Genomic DNA, 10006 nt, shown 5'->3' on the forward strand with positions numbered 1-10006 from the left:
ACGCGGCGCCACCAGGGGCGGGCCGCGCGCAGTGTCGCCACGTACTGCGTCGCTGCCGCGGCGGCGCGGGCCGCCTGGTCGGCTGTTGCGGCGCCGGGGGCGAAGCCCACCTGGTTGAGCAGGGCCGCCAGGTCGTCGACTGTCGCTTCCGGTGCCGCGGCCGGCACGCCGCCGACGCCGCTGCTCGGTGTGCCGGCCGCGCCCGGCGCACCGCCGACGTTCGCGGCCGGGGCGCCGGGCACGGCGGCGTCATCGTCCGTGACGGCGCTGCCCGAGGCGCGCCGCGCGTCGGCCAGGGCCCGGCGGGCTTGGCCGGCGACCTCGGTGGCGGCCAGGTCGTCGCCGACCGGCCGACCGGCCAGCCGCAGCGCGTCGGTGACCTCCCGCCAGGCCCCGGCGATGCGCTGGCCCGGATCACCCTGCGCCAGGCGGGTCCGGGTGAGCGAGCGGCGCATCGCCAACAGGGTGAGCAGCAACGCCCCCACCAGCAGCAGCAGGCCACCGCCGCCCCCGGCGACCAGCACCGGCGTGGACAACCCACCGCTTGCGGGTGGCCCGTCGGAGGCGGCCACCGGCTCCGGCGAGGCGGTCGGCTCCACGGTGGGCGCCGGCGCCTCCGACGGCGGTGGATCCTCCGGTGCCGGCCGGAAATCCTCCTCGACCGGCCTCGGCTCCTCGTTCGGGCGGGGCATCGGGTCGAACGGCACCCAACCCAGGCCGTCGAAGAGCACCTCCGGCCAGGCGAACGCGTCACCGGCCCGCACCGGCCCCTGGCCGGTGGACCGGAAGCCCACCACCACCCGCGTCGGTAGCCCGCTGAGCCGGCCGAGCACCGCGAACGCCGCCGCGAACTGCTCCGACGTGCCCTCCTGCCCGCCGCCGTCACGCGGTCCGAAAAGGAAGAAACCCAGGTTCGGGTACGCGTGCCCGCTCGGCGCGTCGGCAGCGACCCGGTAGTGCTCGCCCAGGAACTGCTCGATCGCGGACGCCCGCGCGAACGGGGCGCCGTTCTCCTCGGCGAGTTGCGCGGCCAGCCGGCGCAGCGTGTCGGGCACCCCGTCGGCGACCCGCAGCACCCGCGCCACCTCGTCGCCGGCGGGCACGTTCGCGGTGGTCAGCAGGTTGTTGCCCGGACGTTCGCGAGCCGACGTCACCGTGTAGCGCAGCCCCGGTGTCAGCCCCTCCGGCCGGATCAGCGTGCCGGTCGCCGGGTCGTACGCCACCCGCGCGCCGCTCACCTCGCGGGGCGTCGCCACGGCGGGCAGCAGTCGACCGCTCAGCTCCGCCACGGTGATCTGCTGCCGGACGGTCTGCACCGTGTTGTCCCGCGCTGGCGTGGTGGCCGGCAGGATCCGGCCCGCGTTGCGGTACGTCGCGCCGACCCGCCAGGTCACCCCGTCGTAGTCGCTGAGCACCGCCAACCGGATCCGGGCGGGGTCACCGTCGGCCGCCGCCGCTGCGTCCTCCGCCGGCACCGTGCTCACGTCGAGGAGTTTCTGCTCCGGGCGCAACGCCCAACCGGAGATCCGGATCAACGGGTTCTCGTCGAGCGACTGCACCTGCGGCGGCTCCACGTACCGCCGTGGGTCCACCGGCCGGCCGTCGACCTGACCGGCGACCACCGGGCCGAGCAGCGCGACCAGCCCGACCACCAGGGCCACCCCGAGCGCCGAGGTGACGGCGAGCCGCAGCCGCACCGCCGCGCGTACCCGGGGGGCCAGGTCGGCGCTCGGATCGCCGCCGGTCGCCGCCGGACCCGCCGGCACCGCCAGGCCGGCCGCCGCGACGGCGACGAACGCCACCGTCACCCCGACCGCCGGTTCGGCGTTCGGGCCGACCACGTAGAGGGCGGCGGCGTACAGGCCCGCCGCCGGCAGGTAGCCCAGCAACACCCGACCGGTCCGCAGCGCCACCTCCGCGCCGGCCAACCCGGCCAGCCAGGCCGCGACGACCGGCACCAGCACCGTGTCCGGTGTCGGCTCCACCGGAATCATCGCGGTGAGCAGCCGGGGGATGCCGTTGCGCGCGGCGTCCGCGGTGACCTCCAGCAGGCTGCCCGGCAGGTCGGCGCGGGCGGCCGCCAGCCGCAGCGACAGCAGCGTCCAACCGGCCATCGCGGCCACCGACACTGGCGCCACCAGCCAGGACGGCAGCCGCCGGGCGGCCACGCTGACCAGCACCGAGCCGACCGCGGCGCCGACGACCAGCCGGGTCAGCAGGTCACCGGCGTACACCCGGCCAAGCACCACCCCGGCGAGCGCGGTCAGCCCGATCAGCGCCAGCGGGACCACGGCCGCCCGCAGCACCCGCGTCACCACCGACGCACCCCGTCCCACTCGGCGGCGAACTGCTCCCCGTCGGCCGCGTCGACCACCACCAGGCCCGCCGCGCCCGGCGGCGTCGGCTCGGCCACGCCGAACACCCCGACCACCACCGACGGGTACGCGCCGCGCAACGCACCGACGTGCCCCAAGTCGGCCCGGCCACCCGGCCCGGTCAGGACGATCAACGTGTCGCCGAGCCGGTCCTGCCGCAGCCGGGTGGTGGCCGCGCGCAACGCGTCCTCGTCGTCGGCGAGTTCGGCGGCGGCGAGCCGGTCCAACGGCCCGAGCGCGGCGTCGTCGTCCCCGCGCTCGACCAGCCCCGCGCCGACCAGCAGCAACAACACCGGCAGGTCGGCGCGGTGCGCGGCGGTGACGATCGACGCCGCCGCCTCGCAACCCGACTCGAACGACTCCGCCACACCGTCCACCCGCTGCGGGTGCGCGACCGCACGGTTGTCCAACAGGACGACGAGACGCGGCAGGCTGGTGTCCACGTTCTCCCGCACCATCAGTTCACCCACGCGGGCGCTGGTGCGCCAGTGCACGCGGCGCAACTCGTCGCCCACCACGTACTCCCGCAACGAGTCGAAGGTGATCGACCCGTGCGGCACCCCGTCCACCCGGCCGTCGAGGCTGCGCCCCGCGCCGGTCGGCACCGCCGTCAGCGGATGGATCCGCGGGTGCACCCACACCGGTGCCGTCGGGCCGTACGGGCGGGCCAGCGCCACCAGACCCAACGGGTCGCGCCGCGTCACCCGCAGCGGCCCCACCGGCACCACCCCGCGCCGGTGGGTCGGCACCTCGTAGCGGACCTCGGTGTCCCGGCCCGGCCGCACCCGCAGCAGCGGCACCGGCACCGTGCGCTCCCCGCACCGGTCCTCGGCCAGCAGGTTCGCCGACCGCAGCCGCCCGGTGTTGCGCACGGTCACCGTCATGCTCGCCAGCTCGCCCCGCGCCACCCGGTCCGGGTCGGCCCGCCGGGTCACCGTCAGGTGGGGCCGCCACGCCGCGACCAGCGCCGCGTAGCCGACCGCCGCGCCGGCCGCCGCGCCGAGCAGCGTCAACTCGGGGTACGCGAACCGGAAACCCGCCGCCAGCAGGACGACGGCGGCGACGAGCAGCCCGACTCCGCGGGCGGTGATCCCCATACCGCTGCTGCCGGTCAGCCCTGCACCGGAGCCGGCTGCCCCGACGGCAGCGGCACCGGCACCGACGCGACAGCCTGGCGCAGCACCTCCGCAGCGGTCACCCCACGCACCTGGGCGTCCGGGGTGAGCAGCAGCCGGTGCGCGAACACCGACTCGACGAGCGCCTTCAGATCCTCCGGCATGATCCAACCCCGACCGTCGATCAGCGCGTACGCGCACGCCGCCCGGGTCAACGCGATCACACCTCGGGGGCTGACGCCGACCCGCACCTGCGGGTGGGTGCGGGTGGCGGCGGCCAGCCGGACCGCGTACGCGTAGAGCGGCTCGGCGATGTGCACCCGACGGGCCATCCGGACCATCTCCCCGACGGTCGCGGTGTCGGTCACCGGGGCGAGCGCCTCCGGGGACCGCACGGTCGCGCCGCGCAGCACCTCCACCTCGACGGCCTCGTCCGGGTAGCCGACGGAGAGCTTCACCAGGAACCGGTCCAGCTGCGCCTCGGGCAGCCGGTAGGTGCCGTCCATCTCCACCGGGTTCTGCGTGGCCACCACCAGGAACGGCGACGGCACCGGATGCCGGACACCATCCACGGTGACCGTGCGCTCCTCCATCACCTCCAGCAGCGCCGACTGGGTCTTCGGCGACGCCCGGTTGATCTCGTCGGCGATGACGATGTTGGCGAAGACGGGCCCCGGATGGAACTCGAAGTCCCGGCTCGCCTGGTTGAAGATGGTCACACCGGACACGTCCGAGGGCAGCAGGTCGGGGGTGAACTGGATGCGCCGCCACTGACCCTTCACGGTGGCGGCGATGGCCCGCGCCAGGGTCGTCTTACCGACCCCCGGCACGTCCTCCAGCAGCACGTGACCCTGCGCGAAGAGCGCCGTCAACGCCAGCCGCACCACCTGCGGCTTGCCCAGCACCACCGCGTTGACGTTCTCGGCCAGCCGGGCGGCCAGGGCGGCGAAGCCCTGGACCTCCGGCTGGGTGAGCGGCTCGTGGGTGTTCACGGTCGGCGGTGCTCCTTGCCTGGTGGTTCAGCAGGTGGGCAGGACGTTGATGTTGTCGCCGCCCTCCAGGTTGAGCCAGGCCCAGGGAATGTAGTTCTTCCCGCTGTACTCGACCTGCACCCACCAGGTGCTGCGCTTCTGGCTGTTGTAGATCCACGAGTCGACGTCCTCGCCCGACTTCTTGCAGTACGCCTGCAGCCGGCGGCCCGGCTTCGCCCAGCCCACCTGCTTGTCGTTGTCCTGCTGGGCGACCGAGAAGATCTCGTTGCCATTGCGGCCGTCGACGTCCTTGTTGCAGTAGGTGCGCTGGTCGCCGTCCGGCCCGTTGTTGCAGGTGGCGATGCCGTACAGCGACTGCGTGGCCTGATCCCGCTTGGCAGTGCCCTTGCCGGCGGCGTTGCTCGCCGTCACCGTGAACGTGTACTTCGTGCCGGGCGTCAGCCCCGACATCGTGATGCTGGAACACGCCCCGGCCTTCGCCGGCTCACCCGGCGTACTCACCGAGCAGGTGGCCTTCCCACCGCCCGCGTCCACCGTGAACGTCACCGTCGCCGCCGTGGCTGTCGCCGACGAGCCGGTCACCGTGACCTGCGGCTCGGCGACCGTACGCGCCGTCGCCGTGGCCTCCGGACCGGGGCCGGCCTCGTTGACCGCCTTCACCTTCACCGCGACGTTCTGGCCGTTGCCCAGCCCGGTGACGGTGGCCCGGGTGTCGGTCGCCTCGCTGACCCGCCCACCGACATCCACCAGGTACTTCGTCACCGGCCGGCCGTTCGCCTCGGCCGGCGCCCACTGCACGGTGACCGCGCCCGGTTGGTCGGCGACCGTGCCGGCGCGCAGGTCGAGCGGCTTGCCCGGCGCCGCGAACGGCACCACCGTGTTGCTGACCGGTGAAGCCGTCGAACCGGCGCCCTTGTCGTTGACCGCCACCACCGTGAACGCGTACTGGGTGCCGAGCTCCAGCTCCCCGGCGGGCACCACCAGCTCCGTCTTCGTCGACTCGCCGGCCGGCGCGTTCGTGCCCGCCGAACTGGCCGTCACCGCGTACTTCGCGATCTTGTTGCCCTGCCCGTTCGCCGCCGGCCACTTCACCAGCACCGTGCCGTCCGGCCGCTCCTTCGCGGTCACGCTGGCCGGCGGATCGGGTACGGCGGCGGTCGGCGTCACCGGGTTGCTGCTGCGCGACGGACCGTCGCCCTTGGCGTTCACGGCGTGCACCGCAAACCGGTACGTCTCGCCGTTGGTGAGACCCTTGACCTCCACCGCACGCTGGTTGGCGCCCACCTCCAGGCGCTGACCGGCGCCCTCCACCACGTACTTCATGATCTCGGCGCCGTTCGCGGCGGCCGGCCGCCAGCTCACCCGGGCCTGGGCGTTGCCGGCGGCGGCGGTGACGCTGCGCGGTGCGCTCGGCTTACCCACCCGGGGCTTCTTCGGCGGGGGCGGCGGCGGGGGAGTCGGCGGCGGGTCACCGCCGAGAACGTCATTGGCGTACTTGTCGACCTCGCGCACCTGGTGCTTGTCGTCCACCACCCGGGCCGTCGCCGCGTCGGGGGAGTTGATGAACAGGTGGTTCTCGCGGACCTCCAGCTCCAGTGGCCCGTTCGCGCGGCCACGGATGGTGTCGACCAGTTGGCCACCGGCGTCGAAGGAGTAGATCGTGCCGGTCGCCTCGTCGGCGCAGTAGAACCGGTCCGCCCAGGCCACCGCCGGGCTGAGCCGGTCGCCGCTGCCCGGCACCGTGAACGCCCGCTCCTCACCACCGTCACCCACCACCAGCACCCGCCGATCCGCGGTCACGGTGACCGGGACACGCGGCCCGCTGGTGCGCGGGGCCAGTTCCGCCGGCCCGGACAGCGTCAACGGCGTCGGACGCACCACGCCGCGCTGCACCCGCACCAGCTTCCCCGCCGTACGGTCGAGCACCGCCACACCGTCGTCCAGCGTGGAGACGACCAGCTCGTGGCTGGGCTCCGCGACGTCGTACGTCTCGACCCGCTCCGGGCTGAGCCCGCCACCGGCGGGCGTGCCCGAGGCCGGTGCGGACGGCAGCTTGGCGGCGGTCACCACGGACACGGTGCCCTCGCTGGGCACCGCGATCCACAGTCGCCCCTCACCGTCGAACGCGCCGCCGGTGATGCCCGGCGGGTAGCGCACCGGTTCGCCGACCGGCGTCAGTGAGCGCGGGTCGAGCTGCCGGACGATGCCCTGCACGGCGTCGACGACGAACGCCGCGTCCTCGTGCAGGGCGACGCTCACGCCGAGGCCGGGGGTGGTCGGGGTGGTCGCGGTGAGCTGCAGGGTGGCCAGGTCCAGTGAACTGACCTGCCCGGTCTGCAGGTCACGCAGGATCAGCAGCCGATCGGTCTGGGTGACCTGCATCGGGTGCCGGGCCGCGCCGGGGATCTCGGTGCGGGTGTCGACCCGGGCGGTGACCCCGTTGACCCGGGCCAGCTCACTGCGCGCCGCGCTCCACAGCCAGGAACTCGCGTCATAGTTGGCCACCGCGTTGTCCGCCGCCCCCAACCCCAGGACGGTCAGCCCCATGGCGGCCAGCAGCGCGGTCACCGTGCCGACGGTCACCAGCCCGCCGCGCAACCGGGACCGGGAGCGGGGGGCGTCGGTCCGTATGGCGTCGTCGATGCTGGCCACAGCCGGCTGCCTCCCCTGAGTCGTGGCAGGTGGCGCGCCTCGCGGCAACCCCTCCCCTGAGCCGGGTGCCATCATATGGCCCGGCCGGGAACGGGGGAACCCGCACCGTCACCCCTGTGGATACCCAGCGTGTGCGTTGTGGACAGCCCCTCAGCTCGGCGGGGTGGCCCGCTCCCGCGCCGTGCAGACCTGCCCCGAGGTGGCGAAGCTGTCGGTGGAGTACACCGCCAGCACCGTGAAGCAGTAGTCCACCCGCGTGCTCAGCCCGTTGACCGTGTAGCTCGTCCGGCCCGGCTCCACCGTGGCCATCACACCCAACGCCGAACCGGCCCGACCACCGGCCACCATGAACGGCACCGTCCCGCCGGCCGGGTCCGTCCAGCTCAACGTGATCGTGACCGAGTTGTCACGTAACTTCAGGTCCCCCGGAGGCGGCCCGGCCACCGTCGGCGTCACCGACGCCACGGGCGCGGCCCCGATCGGCGGAGCGTCGTCGCGGGTCAACACCACCGCGCCCAGGCCGGCCAGAGCCACCACGGCCACCCCGGCGGCCACGACCGCGCCGATCAGCGTCGCCCGGTTGCGGCCCGCCGACCCGCCGCCCTCCTCGGCGTACGCCAGTCGGTACGGCTCCGGCCCCAACTGGTACGGCTGATCCGGATACGGCTCCGGAACGGGGTGAGGGTGATGGTCGGCCGGTCGAGGGCCCGCGGCGGCCAGTGGCGGATGCGGCACCTGGTCGTTGCCCGCGCCGCTCGCCAGCGGGACGGCCGGCAGCACCACCGTCGCGGCGTCGGTCGGGTCCAGTCGTGACGCGGCCGCACGGTCGACGTCGGGCGGGAGCGGTTCCGTTGCCCCGGCGTTCGCCGACGGCTGTGCCTGCGGGGCCGCGCCGCCACCCCACGGCGGCGCCGTCAACCCCCACGGGGGTACGGGCGGCGCGCTCACCGGCGGCGCGGAGACCGGATGGCGGTACGGCGGCCCGGACACGGGCCCGTAACCGGGCGGCGCGGACACCGGGTAGGTGTGCCCGGGCGGCGCGGACACCGGGTAGGTGTGCCCGGGCGGCGCGGACACCGGGTAGGTGTGCCCGGGCGGCGCGGACACCGGGAAGGTGTGCCCGGGCGGCGCGGACACCGGGTAGGTGTGCCCGGGCGGCGCGGACACCGGGAAGGTGTGCCCGGGCGGCGCGGACACCGGGTAGGTGTGCCCGGGCGGCGCGGACACGGGCTCCCCGTGCGCTGAGGGCCCGGACACGGGGTACGGATTCGCGGGCGGTCCGGAGACTGGGTGCGGATGGGCTGGCGGCGCGGAGACCGGGTAGGGGCGGGCCGGCGGCCCCGAGACCGGGTGCGGGGGCGTCGGCGTTGCGCCGACCGGCTGGGTGGGTGGTCCGCTCGCCGGTCGCGCCGGCCCGGTGTCGTCGCGTACCTCGGCACCTGACCCGCTCGCCCCGACCGGTCTGGTCGTGGCTCGGGCGGCATCCTCGGCGAGCAGCGGCTCGATCTGCTGTACCTGGATCGTCGGGTTGTCCCATCGGGGCGCCGGCTCCGGGGGCGTGGCGGCGGGCACCGGGGCCGACGGCCCGGGCGGCACGTCGACCACTGGACGGGGTGCCTGGTCGCCCACACGTTGGCGCGGCGGCACGGCCGGACCGGACTGCGGTCGCTGGACCGGTCGATCCGCTGGCTGTGTCGGCCGGGCGGGTGTTGGTCTCGGCGGTCCGGCGAGGCTGGTACGCGGGGCGGGCACGGCGGGTGCGCGTACTCCAGGAGGGTTTGCCGGGGACGCGGCCGGCGGCCCCGAGGGAGCCCACGGCGACGCGGCGGCCGGGGTGTCATCCGCCGCCGGCCGCATCGCGGCCAAGGTCGCCAGCGACAGCGTCGGACCGGACAGCGCCGACTGGCTGGCGGCATCGGTCGGTGCCGGGCTCGCTGCCGGCGACGGGCCGGGGGCGGCCTCGCCGAGGTAGGCGCGGGCGGCACGCACCGCGGGATGGTGCTCGCCGAGCGCGGCCGGCCCGGCGGTGGCGACGCGGGTGTAGTTGCGTCGGGCCTCGTGCCGGTTGCCCAACTCCTCGGCGACCTCGGCCAGCTCGAAGGCGAGCGCGAGCAGCACCGGGTCGGAGTGCTCCCAACGCCGCTCGCCCGCCGCGAACGCCTCCTCCAGCACCCGGCGGGCAGCCAACGGGTCGTCCGCCTCGCGGTGCAGCCGTGCCAGCAGGTGCGCGGTGTGCAGCATCTCGGGGTGGTCCTCGCCGAACTGCGGGCGAGCCGATTCGACGGCCTCCGCCAACAGCTGCCAGGCGGCGCTGAGGTCACCCGCGGCACGCAGGGCGAGGGCCCGGTGCTGGGCGGCTGCCAAGGGAGAGGGATGGGCCACGGGGCAATGCTGCCGGCAGAGGGCGGCCGACCGCTACCCGGACACGCCTGCGACGGCTCGTCGGTGACCCTCGGAAAGCCGGTCTGAGCGGCGGTGGGAGCGCCTCGGCGGGGAGGGTGCACGGCGATGTGCATGATCCACGGGCGGCGTGTACAGTAACTCCCCGTGCGGCCCGCTGGGCCGGCCTTCGGATGCGAAGATCATCTGGGTCGGCGAGGTAGGCTGAACGTGCAAGTCCGGGTGGCGGAATGGCAGACGCGCTAGCTTGAGGTGCTAGTGCCCGTATAGGGCGTGGGGGTTCAAGTCCCCCCTCGGACACGTTAACCCCCACGGGTGGGCAGGTTCAGACAGTCGAAGCATTTATCTCTACGAGTTCGGCGAAAATCTCGGAGGGCTTCTTCCAATTGTGGATCTTACGGGGTCGGTCGTTGATTTCGGAAGCTACCATCGCTAAGTACTTCGGGTCGGACGTGATCGGGATGCCTTTCGG

At 74.6% G+C, this 10006-nt stretch carries 5 protein-coding genes and 1 tRNA gene; 1 reads left to right on the forward strand and 5 read right to left on the reverse strand.

Going from position 1 to position 10006, the window contains the following annotated elements; all coding sequences use genetic code 11:
• The 5 genes from F8271_RS27240 to F8271_RS34285 form a co-directional block, all read right to left on the reverse strand.
• Positions 1-2318 (reverse strand): DUF3488 and transglutaminase-like domain-containing protein (locus F8271_RS27240; RefSeq protein ID WP_370461976.1); only part of this gene is annotated, 2318 nt, incomplete at its 3' end.
• Positions 2312-3472, reverse strand: coding sequence for a DUF58 domain-containing protein (locus F8271_RS27245; protein WP_151492715.1), 1161 nt, complete (start codon positions 3470-3472; stop codon positions 2312-2314). The genes F8271_RS27240 and F8271_RS27245, both read right to left, overlap by 7 nt.
• A gap of 14 nt (positions 3473-3486) precedes the next feature.
• A complete protein-coding gene (locus tag F8271_RS27250; protein WP_151492716.1) occupies positions 3487-4482 on the reverse strand; it encodes a MoxR family ATPase in 996 nt (331 codons plus the stop codon).
• Positions 4483-4509: 27 nt separating this feature from the next.
• A complete protein-coding gene (locus F8271_RS27255; protein ID WP_370461977.1) occupies positions 4510-7134 on the reverse strand; it encodes a fibronectin type III domain-containing protein in 2625 nt (874 codons plus the stop codon).
• 150 nt (positions 7135-7284) lie between these two features.
• Positions 7285-9516 (reverse strand): tetratricopeptide repeat protein, encoded by a 2232-nt coding sequence (locus tag F8271_RS34285; protein ID WP_370461978.1) that lies wholly within the window; start codon positions 9514-9516, stop codon positions 7285-7287.
• Between the two features lie 234 nt (positions 9517-9750).
• Here F8271_RS34285 and F8271_RS27265 point away from each other — a divergent pair.
• Positions 9751-9834 (forward strand) — tRNA-Leu (locus tag F8271_RS27265).
• Positions 9835-10006 lie beyond the last annotated feature (172 nt).

It is taken from the genome of Micromonospora sp. ALFpr18c, from assembly GCF_008868155.1.
Classification (GTDB): domain Bacteria; phylum Actinomycetota; class Actinomycetes; order Mycobacteriales; family Micromonosporaceae; genus Micromonospora.

Bases quoted from the DNA above. Each gene is read 5' to 3' on its own strand.
- F8271_RS27245 (WP_151492715.1), bottom strand. From the start codon at position 3,472: ATGGGGATCACCGCCCGCGGAGTCGGGCTGCTCGTCGCCGCCGTCGTC.